This is a genomic window from Phyllobacterium sp. A18/5-2 (assembly GCF_025452215.1).
GTDB classification, from domain to species: Bacteria; Pseudomonadota; Alphaproteobacteria; order Rhizobiales; family Rhizobiaceae; genus Phyllobacterium; species Phyllobacterium sophorae.
This window is the reverse complement of record NZ_CP104966.1, coordinates 2,828,713-2,850,114: the sequence shown is the minus strand read 5'-3', so window position 1 is coordinate 2,850,114 and position 21,402 is coordinate 2,828,713. Positions and strand designations below refer to the sequence as shown.

General features: G+C 55.8%; 17 protein-coding genes and 4 pseudogenes. 10 read left to right on the top strand and 11 right to left on the bottom strand.

What is annotated here, in order from left to right:
• Positions 1-31: 31 nt before the first annotated feature.
• Together rnd and N8E89_RS14205 are read left to right on the top strand one after the other, a co-directional pair.
• A pseudogene (rnd, locus tag N8E89_RS14210) lies at positions 32-1,191 on the top strand (ribonuclease D).
• Between the two features lie 237 nt (positions 1,192-1,428).
• A complete protein-coding gene (locus N8E89_RS14205) occupies positions 1,429-2,346 on the top strand; it encodes a DMT family transporter (RefSeq protein WP_262260285.1) in 918 nt (305 codons plus the stop codon).
• Between the two features lie 8 nt (positions 2,347-2,354).
• Here the strand turns inward: N8E89_RS14205 and N8E89_RS14200 are convergent, their stop codons facing one another.
• Positions 2,355-3,407 (bottom strand): serine hydrolase domain-containing protein, encoded by a 1,053-nt coding sequence (locus N8E89_RS14200; RefSeq protein WP_262260284.1) that lies wholly within the window; start codon positions 3,405-3,407, stop codon positions 2,355-2,357.
• Between the two features lie 255 nt (positions 3,408-3,662).
• On the opposite strand from N8E89_RS14200, the gene N8E89_RS14195 reads away from it, so the two are divergent.
• The 3 genes from N8E89_RS14195 to N8E89_RS14185 all read left to right on the top strand — a co-directional run bounded on the left by N8E89_RS14195 (position 3,663) and on the right by N8E89_RS14185 (position 7,140).
• Positions 3,663-5,540, top strand: a complete 1,878-nt coding sequence (locus tag N8E89_RS14195; RefSeq protein ID WP_262260283.1) for an autotransporter-associated beta strand repeat-containing protein — start codon at positions 3,663-3,665, stop codon at positions 5,538-5,540.
• 471 nt (positions 5,541-6,011) lie between these two features.
• The gene (locus N8E89_RS14190; protein WP_262260282.1) at positions 6,012-6,518 is read left to right on the top strand and encodes an SGNH/GDSL hydrolase family protein; all 507 of its coding nucleotides are present in this window, start codon (positions 6,012-6,014) and stop codon (positions 6,516-6,518) included.
• Positions 6,442-7,140, top strand: coding sequence for a hypothetical protein (locus N8E89_RS14185; protein ID WP_262260281.1), 699 nt, complete (start codon positions 6,442-6,444; stop codon positions 7,138-7,140). Before N8E89_RS14190 ends, N8E89_RS14185 begins: the two co-directional genes overlap by 77 nt.
• A 95-nt stretch (positions 7,141-7,235) precedes the next feature.
• On the opposite strand, the gene ppx is transcribed toward N8E89_RS14185, so the two are convergent.
• Complete coding sequence (ppx, locus tag N8E89_RS14180; protein ID WP_106664881.1) at positions 7,236-8,747, bottom strand: exopolyphosphatase; 1,512 nt, start codon at positions 8,745-8,747, stop codon at positions 7,236-7,238.
• Positions 8,744-10,940: pseudogene (locus N8E89_RS14175) on the bottom strand (RNA degradosome polyphosphate kinase). The gene ppx and the pseudogene N8E89_RS14175 overlap by 4 nt, the downstream one beginning before the upstream one ends.
• 179 nt (positions 10,941-11,119) lie before the next feature.
• On the opposite strand from N8E89_RS14175, the gene N8E89_RS14170 reads away from it, so the two are divergent.
• Together N8E89_RS14170 and N8E89_RS14165 are read left to right on the top strand one after the other, a co-directional pair.
• Positions 11,120-11,368: a zinc-finger domain-containing protein gene (locus N8E89_RS14170; protein ID WP_106664879.1), complete on the top strand. Its 249-nt coding sequence runs from the start codon at positions 11,120-11,122 to the stop codon at positions 11,366-11,368.
• On the top strand, positions 11,365-12,636 hold the full coding sequence (locus tag N8E89_RS14165) for an FAD-dependent monooxygenase (RefSeq protein ID WP_162707082.1): 1,272 nt from the start codon (positions 11,365-11,367) through the stop codon (positions 12,634-12,636). The genes N8E89_RS14170 and N8E89_RS14165 overlap by 4 nt, the downstream gene beginning before the upstream one ends.
• A 6-nt stretch (positions 12,637-12,642) precedes the next feature.
• Here N8E89_RS14165 and N8E89_RS14160 read toward each other — a convergent pair whose 3' ends face one another.
• The 7 genes and pseudogenes from N8E89_RS14160 to N8E89_RS14130 form a co-directional block, all read right to left on the bottom strand.
• Positions 12,643-12,804, bottom strand: coding sequence for a hypothetical protein (locus tag N8E89_RS14160; RefSeq protein WP_162707083.1), 162 nt, complete (start codon positions 12,802-12,804; stop codon positions 12,643-12,645).
• Complete coding sequence (locus N8E89_RS14155; RefSeq protein ID WP_106664877.1) at positions 12,804-13,094, bottom strand: hypothetical protein; 291 nt, start codon at positions 13,092-13,094, stop codon at positions 12,804-12,806. Before N8E89_RS14155 ends, N8E89_RS14160 begins: the two co-directional genes overlap by 1 nt.
• Positions 13,095-13,195: 101 nt before the next feature.
• On the bottom strand, positions 13,196-13,999 hold the full coding sequence (locus N8E89_RS14150) for an amino acid ABC transporter ATP-binding protein (RefSeq protein WP_099999423.1): 804 nt from the start codon (positions 13,997-13,999) through the stop codon (positions 13,196-13,198).
• 14 nt (positions 14,000-14,013) lie between these two features.
• A pseudogene (locus tag N8E89_RS14145) lies at positions 14,014-15,170 on the bottom strand (amino acid ABC transporter permease).
• 2 nt (positions 15,171-15,172) lie between these two features.
• On the bottom strand, positions 15,173-16,369 hold the full coding sequence (locus tag N8E89_RS14140) for an amino acid ABC transporter permease (protein ID WP_262260276.1): 1,197 nt from the start codon (positions 16,367-16,369) through the stop codon (positions 15,173-15,175).
• Positions 16,370-16,473: 104 nt separating this feature from the next.
• Positions 16,474-17,502 (bottom strand): amino acid ABC transporter substrate-binding protein, encoded by a 1,029-nt coding sequence (locus tag N8E89_RS14135; RefSeq protein ID WP_106664874.1) that lies wholly within the window; start codon positions 17,500-17,502, stop codon positions 16,474-16,476.
• Between the two features lie 206 nt (positions 17,503-17,708).
• Positions 17,709-18,521: a phosphatase PAP2 family protein gene (locus tag N8E89_RS14130; protein WP_162707241.1), complete on the bottom strand. Its 813-nt coding sequence runs from the start codon at positions 18,519-18,521 to the stop codon at positions 17,709-17,711.
• A gap of 99 nt (positions 18,522-18,620) precedes the next feature.
• Here N8E89_RS14130 and N8E89_RS14125 point away from each other — a divergent pair.
• From N8E89_RS14125 to N8E89_RS14115, 3 genes and pseudogenes are all read left to right on the top strand, one after another.
• A pseudogene (locus N8E89_RS14125) lies at positions 18,621-19,788 on the top strand (cystathionine beta-lyase).
• 58 nt (positions 19,789-19,846) lie between these two features.
• Positions 19,847-20,206: a hypothetical protein gene (locus N8E89_RS14120; RefSeq protein ID WP_106664872.1), complete on the top strand. Its 360-nt coding sequence runs from the start codon at positions 19,847-19,849 to the stop codon at positions 20,204-20,206.
• 88 nt (positions 20,207-20,294) lie between these two features.
• Positions 20,295-20,675 (top strand): CopM family metallochaperone, encoded by a 381-nt coding sequence (locus tag N8E89_RS14115; RefSeq protein ID WP_262261914.1) that lies wholly within the window; start codon positions 20,295-20,297, stop codon positions 20,673-20,675.
• Positions 20,676-20,738: 63 nt separating this feature from the next.
• Here the strand turns inward: N8E89_RS14115 and N8E89_RS14110 are convergent, their stop codons facing one another.
• Complete coding sequence (locus tag N8E89_RS14110; protein WP_106664870.1) at positions 20,739-21,077, bottom strand: BRA0787 family protein; 339 nt, start codon at positions 21,075-21,077, stop codon at positions 20,739-20,741.
• Positions 21,078-21,402 lie beyond the last annotated feature (325 nt).

Below are 21,402 nucleotides of genomic sequence, written 5' to 3'. Positions count from 1 at the left end.
CAAACGCTTATCCATTCGCTATAGAAATTTCATGACCATGATTACAACCACAGATCAGCTAGAACAGGCTGTTGCCGCCCTTTCGCAATCCGATTTCGTGACCGTCGATACGGAATTCATCCGGGAGACCACGTTCTGGCCGGAGCTCTGCGTTATCCAGCTCGCGTCGCCCGATCATACGGCAATCGTGGACGCTTTGGCGCCAGGCCTTGATCTTGCTGCGTTTTTCAGGCTGATGGCCGACGAAAAGATCGTCAAGGTTTTCCACGCCGCGCGGCAGGACATCGAAATCATCTTCCATCTTGGCAATCTGATCCCGCATCCAGTGTTCGATACACAGGTTGCGGCAATGGTTTGCGGCTTTGGCGATGCAATCGCCTACGACCAGCTCGTGCAGCGGATCGTCGGAGCGCAAATCGACAAATCCTCTCGATTCACCGACTGGCGGCGCCGGCCCTTTCGGAAAAGCAGCTGGATTACGCACTGGCGGACGTGACTCATTTGCGTGACATCTATCTGCACCTGAAAGCCAGTCTCGAAGAGGAAGGCCGGACGGACTGGGTGCTGGACGAGATGAAGATCCTCACGGCGCGTGAGACCTATGACATGCATCCGGACGATGCGTGGAAACGGCTGAAAATGCGCCTGCGCAAGCCAGTGGAACTCGCCGTACTGCGTAGCGTCGCCGCCTGGCGGGAACGGGAAGCGCGGGAACGCAATGTGCCGCGCGGCCGCGTTATCAAGGACGATGCCATCTACGAGGTCGCGCAGCAGCAGCCGCGCGATGCGGAAGCCATGTCGCGTTTGCGAACGATTCCAAAAGGTTGGGAACGCTCCAGCATGGCTACCGGCCTGCTCAATGCGGTCAATCTGGCACTTGACCTGCCCAAGGAAGATATGCCGCGCTTGCCGAAATCAGTGCAATCACCGGAAGGTGCAGGCGCTGCGGCTGAATTGTTGAAGGTGCTGTTGCGGCTTGTCACTGAGGAGCACGGCGTTGCCGCCAAGGTCGTCGCAACCTCCGACGAGATCGACAGAATCGCGGCCGAAGGCGACGCAGAAGACATTCCGGCGCTCCAGGGCTGGCGGCGCGAGGTCTTCGGCGAGAAGGCCCTGCAGCTGATCAATGGCGAGCTTTGCCTGAAATTCGAGAACAAAAAAATCCGTGCGGTGCTGTGGCCAGCTGAGTAGCGCAATTCAACCATGCACAACCGATTTGCAGCCCAAGATTTAGAATCTTGGGTCAAAATCGACAATTCTTGGGCGAGAATCGGAGATTATTCGGCAATAATTCACCCTTTTTGCGCAATCGGTGTAGGAGCTGGCCGCCGTCCTGTTCGCGAATTATAGTTCGGCCGGGATCGAAGCATGGGCAGCATTCTCGCCGCTACCCTGAACGCATTGATCACCTCTCGATGGAAACCAATCATGTCCGCTCCCGCAGCACAGGCACCGGCCCTCGCCAAAGAAATCGCACTCCTCGCCGTCCTCGCCACGCTGTGGGGCGCGTCTTATACGTTCATCAAGATCGGCGTCGAGACCATCCCGCCGATCACGTTCATCGCGGCGCGAACCCTGATCGCCGGCGGGCTGCTTCTGGCAATCATCAAAATGCGGGGACTGTCGCTGCCAAGCGACCCGGCCATCTGGAAGCGGTTCCTGATTCAGGCTGGCATCAACAGCGTCATTCCGTTCACGCTGATCGCCTGGGCCGAGCTGACCGTCGACGCCGGGCTCGCGACCATACTCAACTCGACGACGCCGATCTTCACCTTCCTGCTCACGGTCCTGATCACGCGGCATGAGGCGGTGACGACGCGAAAACTTTTCGGCGTTGTCGCAGGCGTCATTGGCATCAGTCTGATCATTGGCCTTGAAGCCTTCAATGGCCTGGGCAAAGGACTGGTTTCGCAACTGGCGATTGTCGTCGCGACGATCTCCTATGCCTGCGCCGCGATTTTCGGGCGCGGCTTCAAGGGGCTCGATCCGATGATGCCGGCAGCAGGCTCGCTCATCTGCGGCGCAGTGCTGCTTATTCCGGTCAGCCTCGTCGTCGACCAGCCCTGGACGATCGCGCCCTCGGCGTATTCGATCCTGGCTTTGCTCGGTTTGTCGATCTTTTCGACGGCCATCGCCTTCGTGATCTATTTCAGGCTCATCCACACATTGGGGTCGGTTAGCACCACATCACAAGCTTATCTGCGGGTGCCGATCGGCGTCGGCATCGGCGTTGTCTTCCTCGGCGAAAGCCTGACCTCAACCGCTTGGCTCGGTCTGCTCTGCGTGATTGCGGGCGTTGCGGCCATGACGTTTCCGTCGCGCAGGAAGTTGGCTGTCACCGCCTGAGTTTCGAGCTAACCGTTTAGTGCCTCGGCGGCGGGGACAATGCGCTGGCTGACCAGATCATGCAGCTGGCGCACATAGCCGGAGCGTCCGGAAGGCGCGCCGGGATCCGATGTCATGACAACGACAAGAGAAGCGTGGGGCACCACATAGATCATCTGTCCGCCGTAGCCCCAGGCATAATAGACCGGCTGGCCGCCGGCGGCGCTGGAAACGAACCATCCAAGACCATAGGAATCGCCGGTAAACGGCGAGCTGGTTCTCGGCTTCCAGGATTCCTCGATCCAGGATTTCGGCACGATCTGCTGGCCGTCGCTTTGACCCGCATTCAGGAACATTTCGCCAAAGATCAGCATTGCGCGCGGCGATAACAGCATATCGTTTCCACCAAAATAAATTCCCTGCGGATCACGCGGCCACGGAGGAATGCTGATATCGAGGGGTTTTCCCAACCAATCCCTTGCATTTTGCAGCGTCGACCGTCTGGTTTTAGCGGTCAACAATGCGGATAGAAGATGAGAGTTGCCGGTTGAATAGAGCATCCCGCCGCCCGGTTCATCGACAAACTCACGCGACAACGCATAACGCACCCAGTCACTGCTTTCGACCCAGCTCCCATAATTCGGCCCCGAGGTTCGCTCAAGGCCGGCCTGCATCGACAGGAGGTTGCCGATGGTCACGCGCTGCAACCGCGGATCGGCATTGCGGGGGAGCTTGTCTGCCAGAAGCGGCGCAATCGGCTGATCGAGTCCATCGAAAATCTTGCGATCGATGGCAATGCCGACGAGCGTTGCGATGATTGTCTTGGACACCGATTTCACGTTGACAGGACGATCCGCAGGCGGTCCGCGAAATGTGCGCTGCATCTGGATCTTGCCTTGCCGGGAAACGATGAAGGTGTGCAATGCGGGGAGCAGCGCTGCCTGCCCGACAATATCATCAACGGCAGCCGCATCGAAAGACGCAGCCGCCGCAGTTGACTGGGACAGAGCTGGCTGTCGCGCCAGGGTATAGGCTGCGCCGGCAACGGACGCCAACAGGAATGCGCGGCGATCGATCTTCAACGGGCTGTTTTTCATCAGCCGAGAGTGACGATGGCAGCGAGGCACATCAACACACAACGTCTCACATGGGCGTGATCGAGTGACCGCCGTCAATTATCGCCCGCCACTGCGACTGACCTCGCAGTCCGAATAATGAATGGATTCAACAACTCGCGGGTGCATGCCAGGAACTATTTTCGCTTTTTCTACTAAGACTAATCCTTTTCATATTTTTGCTCATCATATTCTCCCGCTTTATAATTATCGGGGAATATTATGCTTCTTAAAAAGACCACGCTTGAAATACGAAAAATCCTTGCCGCCTTAACGGTACCGCTTGTATTTGCAGCATCGGCCGCTTCCGCTGCCGACACACCGTCCGCAACACGCGTGTTCGACAAGCTCTATGCCTTCGGCGACAGTTATACAAATAATGGCCAACCCTTCCCTACCCTTGGAGATACCCAAGGGTATTATTACCCATCCCAGTGGGTAACGCCTGACATTTTCAACGGTCCTTATGTCGCGCTGCCTTGGGTACTTTTCAGAATTCTTAAAATGGATGAAAAACCAGAGGCGAAACCAACAAACCCATTGAATTCATGGACGGAGCCATGGACCCTATCCAATCTGAGCGTATATGGTTGGAGTGGCGCGACCATGACGGACAAGGCCCGGAAGATGTCGGACGCATTTCTGCCATTGGACAAACCGACACTGTCTGAACAGGTGAACTCGGCCTTAAATGGCTATCCTGGCAAGCCTTTTGTCCTGCCCCCATCGCCGAAGGTTAAGTTGGCAGACAACGATGCCGTGCTGGTCAATTTCGGTCTCTCGGACGTGTACCAGATTGCCAAGTATTATGACACGCCATTCTTTCGTGCGGCCAGTAACCAGCCATACCTTGACGGTGTCGAATTAGCCAAAGAAGCTGGCATGCAGGTCAAGAGGCTTGCTGATGCGGGCGCCAAAACAATCGTTTTTGATGCATTCAGCGGTGTCGATTTCGTCGGGGCTACATTCAACTACGTGGATGAAAAAAACCAAGGGTTTTTGCCACGCGCTAACCAATTGGCCCAAACCTATTTCGCCGCTCTCAAGACAGAACTGGCGACGGCGACGGCCAATGGTACAAAAATTTACCTGATCGACATGAACACGTTTTTTACATCAAAAAGGGAGCAGTTATCTTATGGCGCACTAGAGTACAAATATATCGATGGTACGACGACGAAATTTGAACAATATGAACCTCTCTGCAGGTCAGGTTATCCCTTTATGTGCGGGTTCAACCTCAGGAGCGCACTTAATGACGAATGGGAACGAAGTCACGTCTTGGCCGAGAGACTTCATCCCTCGACCGGCGGGTTCACGGTTCTTTCCCAATACATCGCCGAATTCTTGAACGATCCGTCCAAACTCGGACCAGCAAGCACGCTGATCACCACCAGCGAGGGTTTGACTGAGATCGCCACGACATACGGCAATGGGGTAATTACCAATGCGAGAGAGAATGAGATCGTCACTGCGGCCGGCAGCACGCCCGTGAATTCCGATGGGGCGATCACGATCAACCTCGACAAACCGGCTGCCGCCGCGCCAGCGCAAACCTCGAAACCGGGTACGGTCGTTGTGTATGAAGACGGGAAGTATACTTTCGACAAGAAAATTTTTGGCAATGTCTCCCTTTTCAAGACCGGGCCGGGCGGACTGACTTTGAGTGGAGACAATGACTATACGGGCGACACGCATATCGCCGAAAGTGGGCTTGCTGTTAACGGCGCCATCCAGAATCTTATCGTCGAAAAAGGCGGTGCGATTATCCTGAACGATGAGGCCGGCGCGTTGAAAATACGCGGGGATGCGACCTTTGACGATCAGAGCCGCATCTATTTGAAAGCAGATGCGGACGGCACAATTGACCCGCTGAAAATTGACGGCAAGGCTACAATGAACGGCCCCCTGTTCAATATCCTCTCGACAGAAAATCTCGATGCCAAAGCGTCTCGTCACACGGTTTTCAGCGCAGCGGGCGGATGGGGAAATGGTCCCACCATGCGCATTTTGAGCACGGCGGAAACAGACGGCAATTTCAGCGGATTCACGTCGTATGACGCGTTCGGTAACGTTTATCTCACCCTGTCCAAAAAATAATCCGGTCTGAAAACCCGCAGCCAGCCTTTGCTTTCCACGCATCGGCTGGCCTTTGCGATAGTACGAAAATGATTGCTGATAAATAATTGGGGAATATCATGTTTCTGAAAACGGCACCTTCCAAAACCATACGCAATCTTCTTGCAGCTTTGACCATGCCGCTTGTGCTTGGTGCATCCGGTGATGGCGCACAGACGCGCGCATTCGGGCATCTCTATGCCTTCGGCGACAGCTATATAAATACGGGACCCTTGTTTGCGCAGCATCAGGGAACCTATCCATCTAAATGGGTAGAGCCTTCTCTATTCAAAGGCGGATACTACCCGCTGCCATGGACGCTCTATCAGGCGCTTGGAAAGCCGGCAAGCGGAATGGACGTCTATGGATGGAGCGGGGCGCTGCTTGACCGCACAAATGAAACTCCCAGCGAAAAAATGAGCAACCGGCCCGATCTGAGCCAACAGTTGAACAATGCGCTTGCTGGTATACCTGGATCCCTTTTTCTCCTTGCCCGTACCTCCGGTTGCACTGACTGCGGAAGACGTTGTGATCGTCAGCATCGGGCTGCACGATGTCAAGAATCTGAGCGTGAAGCACAAAGGCAGCGAGGATGCCATACTGGATCAGGATGGTAAGGGTTTGGCAGCCAAAGCTGCTTTGCAGATGAAAAGAATTATTGACAAGGGTGCGAAAACCATCGTTTTCAACGCATTCAATGGCGTTGATTTCGTTCCGAATTATTTTGGAGTCACCTCTATAGTCGAGCCAGGGATCTTCAAAGAAGGGCAAACCATTTCCAAATCCTTCTTCGAGTCCCTTAAAGGCCAATTGTCACCTCTTACTGAAGATGGAGCGACAATATACCTTATCGATATAAACACATTCTTTTCTCAACTGCATTATGATCTCGATAGAGGCAAACAGATACCATATTCTACTACTGATATATCGAGATCTGGGCACGAAGAAAACACTTAAAGATTACTTCAACGCCTGCGGGCCATACGAGGACGTCTGCCTACCGGGTGCCACTACAGGCAGTTTTTACGGAGTAGACACGCCTGAGCAATATGAGAGTGCTTTTGCCAATTCCTACCACCCCTCTGCGGGTGGTAACACTGTTCTTTCGCAATATATTGCCGCGTTTTTGAACGACCCGTCCAAACTCGAACCAGCAAGCACGCTGATCACCAGCGCCGAGACTTTGCCGACAATTGTCGCAAACAAAGATAAGCCAATCGTAGTCAGTTCGAAGGGCCTGTACGAAGGCAAGAACACCTCGCCCGATCTTAATTCGTATCTTCGCAACCAGACGCCAATATGGTTCGTTACGAGCACAGACACAGGTAAAGATGAATCCTACAATACAGATGTGGGTCAGCGGGTGGCTTATAATCACGCAAGGGCAACAAGCCCGCTTGTTGCCGATGTCGTTTCAAGTCGTTCGGACTGGGGACCAAAGACCTACAATATCAAAACCGAAAAACTCAAAACGGCTGGATCGGTTATCATATACAAAAACAATGATCGGCCTGATCCAAAGATCACGGGGCCGGCTTCGCTGGTAATAATCAACCCGACTGTCCAGGTTATAAAATAGATTCCACGGCAGCGGATGACCCGCTATCTCATTTCACGGTAAAGTACCCCAAGCTGCAACCCTGCCCCCAGCCGCTGCCCCTCGCATCGGCTGGCCTATTGGCCGACGGTCATTCTCAGTGTCTTGCCGGTAAGCCTTGCCAGCTGCTGCAGACGGCCCTCGGGAACGTCGCCGATCAGATCGGCCTTCGTCTTGTTGACCACCAGATCGATACCCTCGGAAGTCGGCTTCCAGGAGAGATTGGGAACAACCCCGGCCATGGACGCAGAGAACGGATAGGTGATGCGCATGATCGCGGCCAGTATCCTCGAATATTCGAGCAATCGCGGACTGGCGATGGCGGCAAGCTCCGGGTCGGCCACGCTGTTGGTAATGCCTTCGTGCCGGAAGAAATTGGCGAGAGCGATATAGGCGCGGCCGGGATGATCGATGCCGACAAAGGCTGCATTGGAGATCATGTTCAGCGCCTGGCTGCCGCGATAATCCGGATGGGCGCGCCAACTGATATCGGCCACAAGACAAGCGGCACGGCGATAGCGCTTTTCATCCTCGGTTTCATCATAGCCCAGTGCTGCAAAAGCTTCGCCGGTCCAATCGGCCAGTTCGCGCGCATAGGCCGGCGAGCGGGCACGAAGCACGGCCAGTTCGTCGGCTGCCGAGATCAGTGGATCTTCGAGCTGTTCGCCTTCCGGCAGGAGCGAGTAGAGAAAGCCTTCACGCACGCCGAGCGCCGAAAACACAAGCCTTGACGGCCGCATCAGCTTGATGGTTTCGAGAAGCGCGATAGCGCCATAGGACAGGAGCGACCGGCGGTTCTTGGAAACATCCTCGATGCCGCGCATGTAATCGAGATCGCCAGCGGCAACGAGTTTCAGGAAGCGCTGGGCCTCGTCGAAGGGGATTTCGTAGTGGTGCATGACATGGAGCGGGTAGTGCGTGGCGCTCATATGCAGCTTGGCGAGATTTCGCCAGGTGCCGCCGACCGCATAGAAAGTCCTGCCCCTGCCATTGGCGAGAAGCTTAGCCGACGACAGATGTTTCCTGGCGATACTGACCGCTTCGGTCAGGTCGCCGTCCGACATATCCTGCAGGCGCAGACCGCCCAGAGGCAGCGTGATGCCATCGCCGATCGTGCGGCCCTTCACGTCGACAAGTTCGAGACTGCCGCCGCCAAGATCACCGGCGATGCCATCTGGATCGTGAAAGCCCGAGATAATGCCGAGTGCCGAATAGTAGGCCTCTTCCCTGCCAGACAGGACCTTGATCGGCTCCTTGAGCAGCGCTTCGGCCTCCTTGATGAATTGCGAGCCGTTTTCCGCCTCGCGCGCGGCAGCTGTCGCCAGCACGTCGAGGGAGACCGCGCCAGCCTGATCGGCCAGCGCGCGAAACCGGCGCAGGGCGCGAAGCGCGCTATGAACGGCCTTTGCATTCAGCTTTTTGGTTTTCACCAGCCCCTTGCCGAGGCCGCATAATATCTTTTCGTTAAAAAGAACCGTCGGTGACCGGTTCACGCCTTCGTAGACCACCAAGCGTACCGAGTTCGAACCGATATCGATAACAGCAGCCGGTTGACGCCCCTGTACACGCCCCTGTGCAGCCGAGATCATGCAGCCTTGCTTCTTTTTGACCGCTTGCGATGAGCGATCAAACGGGGGGCTGAGGACTTCAGCGACTTGCCACGGCCTGAAAGGCTGGGATTTGTCATGAAATATTCCTGTGCGTTAAACGACTCTTCCCCGTCAGCCGGTGAGATACGGCGCGACGTTCCGTCTGCCAGTAACTCATAACTCTGCTGGTTGTCGAGAAGGTTGGCCAGCATAATCTGTGAAAGAACCTGTTGATGCACAGTTGGATTGGTAATGGGAACCAAAGTCTCGACCCGCCGGTCCAGATTGCGCGTCATCATGTCGGCGGAACCGAAATACACCAGCGCCTTTTCCGATGGCAGGCCCTCGCCATTGCCGAAGCAGAAAATCCGGCTGTGCTCCAGGAACCGGCCGACGATGGATTTTGCCCGGATATTTTCGGATAGGCCCGGCACCTGCGGGCGCAGACAGCAAATACCGCGCACGACAAGGTCGATATCCACGCCGTGGGCGCTGGCTTCATAGAGCGCATCAATGATTTGCGCGTCGACCAGCGAATTCATCTTCATCCAGATCGACGCCGGGCGGCCAGCCCTGGCGTGTGCAATCTCCTCGGCGATATGCTGCAGAATGCGAGGGCGCAGCGTGAGCGGGGAAACGGCAATCTGCATCTCGCCGGACGGCGGCGTATAGCCGGTGATATAGTTGAATATCTGCGCGACATCACGGCCGATTGCAGGCTCGCACGTGAAAAATGACAAATCGGTATAAATCTTGGCGGTGATCGGGTGGTAATTGCCTGTCCCAAGATGCACGTAGCTGCGCAGCTTGCTTTCCTCGCGGCGGACAATCAGGGACATCTTGGCGTGGGTTTTCAACTTCGATGAAGCCGAAAACCACCTGTACGCCAGCCCGTTCCAGATCGCGTGCCCAGCGGATATTGGCTTCCTCGTCAAACCGGGCTTTCAACTCGATCAGCGCCGTCACCGACTTGCCGGCTTCCGCCGCGTCGATCAAGGCACGCACGATGGGACTGTCATTCGAGGTGCGGTAAAGCGTCTGCTTGATCGCCACAACGTCCGGGTCGGCGGCAGCCTGTCGCAGGAACTGCACGACGACGTCGAAGGATTCGTACGGGTGGTGAACGACGATATCCTTTTCGCGGATGGCAGCAAAACAATCGCCGCCGTGCTCACGCACGCGCTCGGGGAAACGGGGATTGTAGGGGACGAACTTCAGATCCGCGCGCGGAATGCTGACGATCTCGGAGATCATGTTCAACGCCAAAAGGCCGTCAAGAACGCTGATGCGGTTGTCGGGAACGCCAAGTTCCGTCGCAACGAAAGTGCGCAGCGATTCCGGCATTTCATCGTCGAACTCAATGCGGATCACCTGGCCGCGGCGACGGCGCTTCAGCGCGCTCTCAAACAGGCGCACCAGATCTTCCGCCTCTTCCTCGACTTCGATATCACTGTCACGGATGATGCGGAACGTACCGGCGCCCTTGACCTCATAGCCCGGAAACAGCCGCCCGGTGAAAAGGCTGATGGCATCCTCGAGGGTGAGGAAGCGGAAACGGCCACCCTCGTCCGGAATTTGGATAAAGCGCTTCAGGGCTTGCGGCAGGCGCAGCAAGGCGGTCATCGGACGGTTGTCAGTGCTCCGGTTGAGGAGCATGGCAATGGTGAAGCCCAGATTGGGAATGAAGGGAAACGGGTGAGCCGGATCGATGGCGAGCGGGGTCAGGACAGGATAGATCGTTTCGAGGAAGTGATCTTCGAGCCATGCCTGTTCTGTCCTGGTCAGTCTATCCGGGCGGACGATCTCGATATTCTCTTCGAGCATTTCAGCCCGCAGCTCATTCAGTCGCACCTGCTGGGCTGCCTGCAGCTTTCCGACCTCCTCGAGAACGAATTCGAGTTGCTCCTGCGGAGTGCGTCCATCATCGCTGCGATCGGACACGCCTGCGCGGACCTGACCGGCAAGTCCGGCAATGCGCACCATGAAGAACTCATCGAGGTTGGCCGCGGAAATAGACAGGAAGCGCAGACGTTCCAGCAGCGGCTGGTGCTTGTTTTCCGCTTCCTCAAGCACGCGCCGATTGAACTGCAACCAGGAAAACTCACGATTGACGAAACGGTCGACACTGGTGTGCAGATCCGGCAAGTCGACTTTTTCGACAGGTTCCGGAATCGCGGGTGACTGATCGTTCATCGTAGTTCTCCAACTAAAAACATCCGTCAAAAGCGGACCTAACAGCGCACCATAGAGAAGTCTTTTGACAGTTTGATAGCAATCGTCTTGAAATCGTAATCAGGATGATACAAACCGGGACGAAAGAGAAGTCAATTGCGTGGTGAGCGCGTTGAGTTAAGAGCCTTCAGGAGCGAATAATGGCTGGACACAGCATCCCTCATTTCCAGAACAGCGCTGGTCATGCGATCATCTCGATCGGCGTGAAGGAATTCATGTGCGTTGGCGCCAACCCTCCCTTCGACCATCCGCACGTGTTCCTTGATCTGGGCGATGACAATGAGAAAGTCTGCCCCTACTGCTCAACGCTCTATCGCTATGATGCGTCGCTCGCCGCGAACGCTACCATTCCGGAAGGTTGCATTTACGTGGACAAGGCCGCCGCTTGAACGCAGCGCTCATCGATCTGAAAACAGAACGAAACAGGCGAGTTCCCAATCCTGATCAGATCATCATTGCCGGCGCCGGCATTGCCGGCCTGACCCTTGCACTCGCACTGAGTAAAAAAGGCTTCGCCGTCCAAATTTTTGAGAAAAGCGCGACGCTGGCTGAGATCGGCGCCGGTTTGCAGATTTCTCCCAACGCCACCCGGCTGCTTGACCGGCTCGGCGTGCTCGAACGATTGAAATATTCATCCGTCGAGCCGGAGGCTATTTGCCTGCAGGATGGCGCGAGCGGTGAAAGGCTGCTGCATTTCCCGATCGGCAATCGGGCGAAGGAACGCTGGGGCGCGCCCTATATCGTCTGCCATCGCGCCGACCTGCAGGACGCCCTGCTTAACGAAGCGCGCAGCCACCCGAACATCGCCATCCAGCTGCAATCGGCCGTGACCCAGCATGGAGCCGATGCCGCCGGGATTCTTGTGCGCGTACAGTATCACGACCGCATTGAGGAACACCGGGGCGCGCTGCTTGTCGGGGCGGATGGCGTCTGGTCGAACATGCGTACCGCCACGTCGGATGCGGAGCGCGCGCGCTATACCGGCACCGTCGCATGGCGGTCATCCATAGCCGTCGAGCATTTGCCAGCAAGCTTCAAGGCGCTCCTGCCCCCAGGAACGAATGTCGTGGCCTGGACAGGCGCCAACGCCCACCTGATCGCCTATCCGATCCGATCCGGGCAGATGATCAATTTTGTTGCTGTTGCGCCCGACCGGCAAAATGGCCGCCGCTGGGACGTGCAGACCAATCCCGATAGCCTCAACCAGAATTTCATCCGGGAATTTTCTGGCTGGCACCGAGGCATCCACGACGTGATGCTCATCGCCCGGCCCTGGACTGCCTGGCGGTTGTTCGAGATGAAGAAATGCCGGTTTCAGATCGAAGACCGCCTGGTTTTGATCGGCGATGCCGCCCATGCCATGACGCCCTATGCAGCGCAGGGTGCCGCCATGGCCATCGAGGACGCTTGCGCGCTCGCCTCCGCACTGAGTGTGAACGGCACAATGTGGCCATCGGCGCTTGAGCAGTTCAGCAAGGTTCGGACGAAACGTGTCGGCGCGGTCGTGAGGCGCGGCGCTTTGAATCACCTCGCCTATCACGCCAAAGGGCCGGTGGCCGTGGCACGCAACATTCTCCTGCGCAACCGGCCCGTTGAGAAGTTCGTCAAGGGCTTTGATTGGCTTTATGGATATGATGCGGAGAAAGAGAACAAATAGCGTGGATTATTCTGCAGCTGCGGCACGGCGCTTGAATTTGCGGTCGATTTCAGCGATGCGCGCCTTCGTTTCCTTTTCATTCTGATTGAATTCATGCCGGGCAACCAAAATCGCGCCAACGCTGACAAACGTCATCCAAAGTATTATGAAAAGTGCATCTGCCCACATTATTCCAATCCTCGTGTCAATTGGATTCTACCATATAAATGGAGGCCGTACGAGAGAACCACGCTGCTGGTCATGATGGTTGATTGCACAATGTAAAAAGATGATCTGTGATCAATTTCGGAGTTTGCCATGCTGACAATAGGGCCGAGAAAACCCACGACAGCGACAGCAGTAGACAGCCTGTCGATTGCTGCGGCCACGTATTTCTGGATTTCGTTACTTCGTACTTTCTCCGCTGCAATAAACTCGTCACGTTGCGCGCGGGTAGTTTCTTGAAGATTTTCGGTCATGAAATCTCTATTAAAAATGACTTCGTTAAAATTTGAAAATCAAATCTGAAAAAGACAGTGGCCGCGAGGGCCACCGCTATATTTATGCTGCCAGAAAAAACCTAATGCAGTATCTGGCTGAGGAACAGCTTGGTGCGCTCATGCTGCGGATTGTCGAAGAACTCCGCGGGGGCGTTCTGCTCGACAATCTGGCCTTGATCCATGAAGATCACCCGGTTGGCAACCTGACGGGCGAAGCCCATCTCGTGGGTGACGCAGACCATGGTCATGCCCTCTTCGGCAAGCTGAACCATCGTATCCAGCACTTCCTTGATCATCTCCGGATCGAGCGCCGATGTCGGTTCATCGAACAGCATGATGCGCGGGTTCATGCAGAGTGACCGCGCAATCGCCACGCGCTGCTGCTGACCGCCGGAAAGCTGGCCCGGATACTTGTTGGCCTGCTCGGGGATCTTGACGCGCTCAAGATAGTGCATCGCGATCTCGTCGGCCTTCTTCTTCGGCATCTTGCGCACCCAGATCGGTGCCAGAGTGCAATTTTCCAGAATGGTCAGATGCGGGAAAAGATTGAAGTGCTGAAACACCATGCCGACCTCGCGGCGCACCTCGTCGATCTTCTTCAGATCGTTGGTGAGTTCAATCCCATCAACGAGGATCTTGCCGCTCTGATGTTCTTCCAGCCGATTGATGCAGCGGATCATGGTGGACTTGCCCGAGCCGGACGGGCCGGCGATGACGATACGCTCACCGCGCATCACCTTCAGGTTGATATCTTTCAGGACATGAAAATCACCATACCACTTATTCATGTTGATGATTTCGACGGCTACGTCTGTCTTGGAGACATGCAATAGCGAGCGGTCGACGTGGATTTCATTGGGATCAACAACGTTTTCGGTTGTCATGGTAGGAATACTCCTTAGCGTTTATGTCCTGTATCGAGCCTGTTTTCCATGAAGATGGAATAACGCGACATACCGAAACAGAAAATCCAGAAGACGAAACCGGCGAAGATCAGGCCGGATATAGGCGTTTGCGGAGAGATCCAGTTCGCATCGGAGAAGTGCTGCTTCACCGTCCCGAGAAGATCGAACATGCTGATCACCGTCACGAGGCTCGTATCTTTGAAGAGGCCAATGAACGTATTGACGATACCGGGAATCACCAGTTTCAGCGCCTGTGGCAGGACGATCAACCCGGTTTTCTGCCAGTAGCCGAGCCCAAGGGAATCCGCACCTTCATATTGCCCCTTTGGAATGGCCTGGAGTCCGCCACGCACCACCTCGGCCATATAGGCCGACGCGAAAAAGTGCCACGCCGATCAACGCGCGCAAGAACCTGTCGAAGGATACGCCCGGAGGAAGGAACAGGGGCAGCATGTAGCTCGCCATGAAGAGGACCGTGATCAGCGGGATGCCGCGGATCGTTTCGATGAAGATGACGCAGAGCATCTTGATCACCGGCATCCTGGACCGGCGCCCGAGTGCCAGCACGATGCCAAGCGGCAGCGATACGGAGATGCCGACAAAGGAAAGTGTCAGGGTGACGAGCAAGCCGCCCCATGACGAGGTCTCGACATAAGGGAGGCCGAACCAGCCACCGACCAGGAGGATGAACGCGACAATCGGAAAAATGAAGAAAAACACGACCGCATTCGGCACCTTGTAGGGTGCTTTGGGGATGAGCAGTGGAATCAACAGCAAAACGAATATGATCGCGACGAGATTGACGCGCCAGTGCTGGTCCATTGGATAGGGACCGTACATGAACTGGTTGAAATTGGCGTTCACATAGGCCCAGCAGGCGCCGGACCAGCCGTCTGGCTGGATGCCGCCCTGGGCTACTGTCGAGCAGACGGATCGATCTGGTCCCGACCATACCGCATTGACGAACAGCCAGTTTATCATACCCGGCAGAAACCAGGCGAGCGCCAGGATGGCCAGAAGAGTCAGGGCCAGAATCAAGCGGCGTGGCAAAGAGATTGATGCGCATCCACCGGATGGCACCCCTCTCGCCGAGCGGCGGGGTCTGGCCCTGGAGCATTTCGGTACGGACGAAACTGAGGTTGTTATCCATGATCAGCGCTCCACCAGTGCCATCTTGGCGTTTACCCAATTCATGAAGATGGATGTGAGCAAGCTGATGCTGAGATAAACGACCATCCAGATGGCCACCACTTCGATTGAACGGCCAGTCTGGTTGAGGATCGTCCCGCCGACAGCAACGAGATCAGGATAGCCGATCGCGACCGCCAGGGAGGAGTTTTTGGTGAGGTTGAGGTATTGGCTCGTGAGCGGCGGTATGATGATGCGCATCGCCTGCGGCACCACTACCAGCCGCGTCGTCGGTCCCGCCCGCAATCCAAGTGCGTGCGGCGCCTCGCTCTGGCCCTTGCCGACACCGCGAATGCCGGCCCGGACAATCTCGGCAATGAACGACGCGGTATAGAACGACAAAGCCAGATAGAGCGACATGAACTCCGGACCAATCAGCGTGCCGCCCCTCAAATTGAACGCGCCCAGAACCGGATAGTCGAATGAAATCGGGAAACCCTTGACAATCAGAGCCAGGAGCGGAAGCCCGAGGATGAGGCCGAGCGCCGTCAAGCCAACCGGAAACTGCTGACCGGTCGCCATCTGCCGCTTGTATGCCCAACGCCGAACGAGGAAAGTCCCGACAATACCGGCAATGAGACCTGCAGCCGCCAGCCAGGCGCCTTCACCGAATACGGGTGCCGGGAAAAACAAGCCTCGATTGTTGAGGAACGTGCTGAATGGCAATTTGATGCTTTCGCGCGCTTGCGGCAGAACCGACAAGACCCCCAGATACCAGAAGAAAATGACCAGCAAGGGCGGGATATTGCGGAACACCTCGACATAGACGGTGCAAAGCTTGCGAATGAGCCAATTGTGCGAAAGGCGACCTATCCCGACAATGAAGCCGATGATTGTTGCCGTGATGATGCCAACGACGGCAACCGTCAGGGTGTTGAGGATGCCGACTGACAAAGCCTTGATAAAGGTCGAATCGCTCGTGTAGCTCAGATATGGACTGCTGCTGATATCGAACCCGGCTCGCCCATCCAGGAAGCCGAAGCCCGATGCAAGGTTCGCGCGCTGCAGATTGGCAATGGTGTTGTTGACGATCCAGTAGACCAGACCCGCAATCACAAGGACGGTCACGGCCTGAAAAATATAACCGCGAAATTTCGGATCGTACAAAAGTGACGCTTTTGCGCTGTCTCTGCCGACAGGCGTAATATCCTGCGATGCCATAACCCCTCGTTTCTTTTAAACGTTTGTTCTTATTATTATTTGTTTTTTTGGAGAGGAGGGGGCAGAAGCCCCCTCACCCGATTCTCTGATTATCGCTTGAGCGATTAGCGGATCGGCATTGCGTATTGCAGACCGCCCTTGCTCCATTGCGCATTGATGCCGCGCGCAATCTTGAGCGGGCTGCCCGAGCCGATGTTACGTTCAAACACTTCGCTGTAGTTGCCAACGGCCTTGACGATGTTGATGACCCAATCATTGGTCAGGCCGAGGTCCGTTCCGAGCTTGGTGTTGGCTTCCTGACCGAGAATGCGCTTGATTTCCTGGTTGTCGCTCGTCTTCAATTCTTCGACATTGCCTTGGGTGATGCCGAGTTCCTCTGCCGTCAGCATCGCATAATGCGTCCAGCGAATAATGTCGGCCCATTGTGCGTCACCCTGACGAACGACGGGTCCCAGCGGCTCCTTCGAGATAATCTCCGGAAGCACAACATGATCGGCAGGTGCCGACAGCGCCAGCCGGTAAGCATAAAGGCCAGACTGATCGGTCGTATATACGTCACAGCGTCCCGAATCATAGGCCGCGTTGACCTCTTCAACCTTCTCGAACACGACCGGATTGTATTCCATCTTGTTCGACTTGAAGTAATCGGCGAGGTTCAGCTCAGTCGTGGTGCCGGCCTGCACGCAAACGGAAGCCCCCGACAGCTGCAGAGCGGAATTGATACCCGACAGCTTCTTCGAATTGATCATGAAGCCCTGGCCGTCATAATAATTCACGCCCGTGAAATCGAAGCCCTGCGTATCGCGGCTCAGCGTCCAGGTGGTGTTACGGATCAGCACGTCAATTTCACCGGACTGGAGAGCCGGCAGACGATCCTTCGCTGACAGAGGGGTGTATTTTACCTTGGTTGGATCTCCAAAAATTGCAGCAGCGACAGCGCGGCAATAATCGACGTCGAACCCGGACCATTCGCCCTTATCGTTCGGTGACGCAAATCCCGGGAGACCGGTATTGACACCGCACTGGAGAAAGCCCTTCTTCTTGACGTCGTCAAGTGTACCAGCAGAGGCTGCGGTCGCCAGGAGAACCAGCGCCGAGGCAGCCAGCGCGCCCTTCAAAACAAGATTTTTCATCACAAATGTACCCTTTGGTTGTTGCCCGTAGTTCCCAGAGAGGAAAACTCGATATTGGCGGGTAACCCCTCACCCCGAAAAGGGTCCAATACCTCTCCCATTCACGCCTGCATCGAAGGCCATTCTGTCTCTTTGGTCAAGGGATAATCTTTGCTCAATATTGCATCACGAAGCTCTCCGCGGCTGCACCGGGGCTTAATTTTCGATTATTTCTTGTTCAGATTGCTCTCAGGCCGCCAAAAACGCTCGCGAAAACGCAAAGTCGGCCAGAATCGCGTCCCGTCGAAAAGAAATGCCGTACGGCGTCCGGCCAGGAATCTGGCAAGCGCCACCGAGCACAGAAAGCCGACGGTGTACCCAGCCAACACATCAGTCGGATAATGCGCGCGCGCTATGATGCGGGTAAATGCGATGAACATTGTGCCAAGGATGACCGGCGCGCGCCAGCGCGGAAACCACAGGGCAAGGACGGCGCCCACGGCACCCATCGTCGTCGAATGACCGGACGGGAAACTGGCAAAGTTATATCCCGCCTCAAGCGGGGAAAAACTGGTTGCCCCCAGCGTATCGATAAACTTCGGCCGGGCACGGCCAATGAGGAACTTCGCAATATTCGTCAGAATCCCCGACAACGCGATTGCCCAGAAAGCAAACGTGGCCTGCGCATAGACCAGACCGAATCGGATGCGTCTGTGCCGGGCGATATTGCTCCAATCGATACCGATAAGGCACACGGCAATTGCAAAAGCCGGGATGAGATACCATTGCGACAGACCAATATCGGTCAGGTGGCGCACACGGCTCAGCGGACCATAGGATGACAGGTTTCGCGAAAGCGGTTCATCATAAGGATGAAGCAGCAGGATCAGGAAGAAGATCAGGACAGCGGCCATGGACATGCCGTTCGTCCAAGCTGGCGGCGAACCGGGATATGCGGGAACCTGCATGCGACGCAGAAAACGCGCAATGGAACGGCCAGCGCGCCGCAAAGCGGATTGCGCTTGAGCTGTCTTCGTCATCTTCTCATTCCGAGTCAGCAAACATTCTCTCCTGTTGCAACCGGCACGCGGTGGCATTATCGACTTCTCCCAGTGCATACAAGATGTGGAGACGACCTCATGGATAAGCAACCGGCGAAACTTGGTATCAATACCAGGCTTGCCCATAGTGGCTATGACCCGCGCGACTATCACGGTTTCGTCAATCCGCCCGTCGTTCATGCGTCGACCGTATTGTTTCCCGACGCCGAAACCATGGCGAGCCACAAGCAGAAATATACCTATGCGACGCACGGGACGCCGACAACAGACGCGCTTTGCCGCGCGATCGACGAGCTGGAGGGGTCAGCCGGAACACTCCTCGTCCCGTCCGGCTTGGTGGCAGTGACAGTTCCCCTCCTTGCCTTCCTCGTTCCGGGCGATCACCTTTTGATGGTTGACTGCTGCTACGGCAATACAAGGCACTTCTGCAACACGATGCTGAAGCAGTTCGGTATCGAGGTCGAATATTACGATCCGCTGATCGGGGCAGATATTGAAAAACTGATCCGGCCGAACACCCGCGTCGTCTTCACTGAATCGCCGGGGTCCAACACGTTCGAAGTCCAGGACATTCCCGCCATTGTCGAAAAGGCGCATGCCGCAGGGGCAATCGTCATGATGGACAACACCTGGGCAACGCCAATCTATTTCAAGGCGCTGGATTTTGGCGTCGATATCTCGATCCACGCGGCGACAAAATATCCATCCGGCCATTCCGACATTTTAATGGGCACGATCTCCGCCAACGAAAAATGCTTCAAGAAGCTCGATGCTGCCTATACGGCGCTTGGCCTTTGCGTGAGCGGCGATGATGCCTATCAGATCCTGCGCGGTCTGCGCACCATGGGACTGCGCATGGAACGGCATGCGCAGAATGCGCTCGAAATCGCCAAATGGCTGGAAGGCCAGGACGGCGTTGTCGAAGTGTTGCATCCCGGACTTGAAAGCCACGCTGGTCACGCATTGTGGAAACGCGATTTCAGTGGCGCCGGCGGCGTGTTCTCCATTGTTATCGACGGCAGCGTAAAACAGGCACATGCATTCTTGAACGCACTGCGAATTTTCGGCCTTGGCTATTCGTGGGGCGGTTATGAAAGCCTCGCTCTGCATGTCCATCTGGTTGGCAGGGTCATTACGGGACAGAACTATGCCGGCCCGCTGATTCTGACTGCAGATCGGTCTTGAGGATACAGCCGACCTGATCGCCGATATCAAAAATGCACTTGCCGCCGCCAAGGCAGTCTAGAACTCAAATGAACAGAAGGTGATTTCAATCCGGGCATCGTCCTTGCTATGAAGGCCCAATGAACAGGTTTGCCGCAATCATTGCGTTTCTGGCCGCACTAAGCATAGGGTGGGTGCCCGTGCTGGCGGCACCCGGCGGTCTGGCCGCAGCAATCGATCCGCACAATGCCGTTGCGGCTGAGGCCTTACCGGCAGCGATCCAAATGCACCATGCCCGTGCCTGTGCGGGCCAACAGCACCATTGCCCTGGAGCTGCCAAACAGCAGCATCCCACGATGTGCGCTGCCTGTATCGGGGTACCTGCAGTCCCGCTTCAGGCACTGGTCACCGAACAACCCAAGACCTTCATCCCGCGCGGCAACGCGTTGCCGCTCGTTGCGCAAGCACCCAAGCCCCTTCCGCGGCCTCCCCGTCCTTGATGTGTCTTCGTTCGTTTTCACGCACAGGTGAGCCGGGCCCGAACCTGCGCGCAGATTATTGGCCCATGGAAAGATCACGACAATGAGAATGACATTGCTTCACAGCGCAGCCTTGATCTGCGCCGTCGCCCTCGCCTCGACAGCCATGGCACAGGACCACACGTCGCATGAGACCATGAAGCATGATATGACAGCCGCGCCAGCCGGTGATCAGAGTGCTTCGTCGAAGGCATTTGCTGCAGCCAACGCCAAGATGCACACGGATATGGCGATCACGTTCACCGGTAAGCCGGACAGGGACTTCGTGCTTGGCATGATCGCGCATCACCAGGGCGCGATCGATATGGCAAAGATCGAACTCGAATACGGCAAGGACGCGGAAATCCGCAAACTGGCGGAAGGAATCATCGCCGCCCAGGAAAGTGAAATCAGACAGATGAAAGACTGGCTGCAGAAAAACGACGGCTGATTGCAAAATGGTTCACCCGCCGGTTTGTGGCCGGCGGGTGAACACTAAACTCGCATAGGAACCTTACTGGCTCATTTCATGGCTGGCGGCCCGCTTTTGCAGGCACAACTGCCAGAGACTGTGAGCGGCGTCGGCATAGGTCGACGTTCCCGCCTTGAACTCGGCCGAGCGCAATGGCAACAAATCTTCGACGACATCGAGCGTGCGTGACGGAAGAATATCCGTGCACGTCCACAGCCGCCGGAACACGGTGCTGATCGCGACCTGCCTGTCATTGACGTCAATTACGGGTTCATCGTTACCGAGTTCCCAATCCTCCAAGGCGTCAATCGCGTCCTGAAAGGCATTATGCAATATGATAGGCGCATGGCCGTCATGAAGTGGGTGCAGCAAACCAGGCATTCCTGTCTCCTCACTCTTTCGTCGCACTGCCGGGGGCTCCCGGAAATGGAATCATAAGGGCGGAATGGCGGTTTCAGCAAGCGCAAACTGCGATACCATACTATTTAACTAGACATATGGGATTAAATCGAGTTTTAGCTATAGTTTTAACGTTCATTATTAATCCATTGCATTGATATGCTCGATTATATTGTTGAATATTAAACGTTTTATTTGTTTCTCTACAAAGGGTCAGGGGAGATAGGCAAGCGGAATAATTGCCGAATCGCCGGCCGGTCAACCGGTCACAGCCCAAAATGATCGCGTTGCGGCGGTTTGACTGCTG

What these genes read in the sequence shown, in the direction of transcription:
- N8E89_RS14115 (WP_262261914.1), top strand. Translation starts at nt 20,295, where the DNA reads ATGACATTGCTTCACAGCGCAGCCTTGATCTGCGCCGTCGCCCTCGCC.
- N8E89_RS14110 (WP_106664870.1), bottom strand. Translation starts at nt 21,077, where the DNA reads ATGCCTGGTTTGCTGCACCCACTTCATGACGGCCATGCGCCTATCATA.
- N8E89_RS14160 (WP_162707083.1), bottom strand. Translation starts at nt 12,804, where the DNA reads ATGTGGGCAGATGCACTTTTCATAATACTTTGGATGACGTTTGTCAGC.
- N8E89_RS14190 (WP_262260282.1), top strand. Translation starts at nt 6,012, where the DNA reads ATGCGCTTGCTGGTATACCTGGATCCCTTTTTCTCCTTGCCCGTACCT.
- N8E89_RS14150 (WP_099999423.1), bottom strand. Translation starts at nt 13,999, where the DNA reads ATGACAACCGAAAACGTTGTTGATCCCAATGAAATCCACGTCGACCGC.
- N8E89_RS14135 (WP_106664874.1), bottom strand. Translation starts at nt 17,502, where the DNA reads ATGAAAAATCTTGTTTTGAAGGGCGCGCTGGCTGCCTCGGCGCTGGTT.
- N8E89_RS14205 (WP_262260285.1), top strand. Translation starts at nt 1,429, where the DNA reads ATGTCCGCTCCCGCAGCACAGGCACCGGCCCTCGCCAAAGAAATCGCA.
- N8E89_RS14140 (WP_262260276.1), bottom strand. Translation starts at nt 16,369, where the DNA reads ATGGCATCGCAGGATATTACGCCTGTCGGCAGAGACAGCGCAAAAGCG.
- N8E89_RS14195 (WP_262260283.1), top strand. Translation starts at nt 3,663, where the DNA reads ATGCTTCTTAAAAAGACCACGCTTGAAATACGAAAAATCCTTGCCGCC.
- ppx (WP_106664881.1), bottom strand. Translation starts at nt 8,747, where the DNA reads ATGATCTCGGCTGCACAGGGGCGTGTACAGGGGCGTCAACCGGCTGCT.
- N8E89_RS14155 (WP_106664877.1), bottom strand. Translation starts at nt 13,094, where the DNA reads ATGACCGAAAATCTTCAAGAAACTACCCGCGCGCAACGTGACGAGTTT.
- N8E89_RS14170 (WP_106664879.1), top strand. Translation starts at nt 11,120, where the DNA reads ATGGCTGGACACAGCATCCCTCATTTCCAGAACAGCGCTGGTCATGCG.
- N8E89_RS14185 (WP_262260281.1), top strand. Translation starts at nt 6,442, where the DNA reads ATGATCTCGATAGAGGCAAACAGATACCATATTCTACTACTGATATAT.
- N8E89_RS14120 (WP_106664872.1), top strand. Translation starts at nt 19,847, where the DNA reads ATGAACAGGTTTGCCGCAATCATTGCGTTTCTGGCCGCACTAAGCATA.
- N8E89_RS14130 (WP_162707241.1), bottom strand. Translation starts at nt 18,521, where the DNA reads ATGACGAAGACAGCTCAAGCGCAATCCGCTTTGCGGCGCGCTGGCCGT.